The organism is Vibrio sp. 03_296 (genome assembly GCF_002265885.1).
Genome location: NZ_NPKW01001079.1, coordinates 1 through 602 on the forward strand (window position 1 = coordinate 1; position 602 = coordinate 602).

The following is a 602-nucleotide window of genomic DNA, read 5'->3' on the forward strand; positions in this document are numbered from 1 at the left end:
GAGCGAAAGAAACAAAAAACATACAAATCGAAGAGATAAGGAGTTTCATCTACTCTTAAAGAGCCGAACCACAATATAACAACAACAAAAAGACTAGAAACCCAGAATATCAGATGCTGAGCTCTACAAAGAAAATAGAAAAACACATAAAACACTGAAATCAATAACATTTCCCTCTCTGCACGAAAGAGATGAATATATTAAATTAATAAAAATTAATATTAAAGTTATCTCAAAAGACTCCATATGTAATGAAGTTATAATTACAATTACAATTACATATGTAACCTTTAGTAACCACAACTTACTAAAGCCAACGATTGTAAAATAATTATAATTGATAGCAACCGAAAGAAATATAATGGATGATGTTATGGGAAGTTTAATGAAATTAGAACATCCCCAAATCAAACTCAATACTAAAATAGATATCAATATGAAAATATTAATTTTTAAGATACTAAAATTTACTTGCCCCAACTTTGCTTTTTCAATAGAAATGGTTCTTCTCATATACAATCCAGCAATAGCAGCGACTAAGTCATAAAAATCAAAAATATTTATGCTTTACCTTCAATTTCTCCTGATGATATACCGAATCT

General features: G+C 28.2%; 1 protein-coding gene. It reads left to right on the top strand.

Going from position 1 to position 602, the window contains the following annotated elements; all coding sequences use genetic code 11:
* The first annotated feature begins 361 nt into the window (after window positions 1-361).
* The gene (locus CIK04_RS29935) at window positions 362-547 is read left to right on the top strand and encodes a hypothetical protein (RefSeq protein ID WP_128824765.1); all 186 of its coding nucleotides are present in this window, start codon (window positions 362-364) and stop codon (window positions 545-547) included.
* The last annotated feature ends 55 nt before the right edge of the window (window positions 548-602 follow it).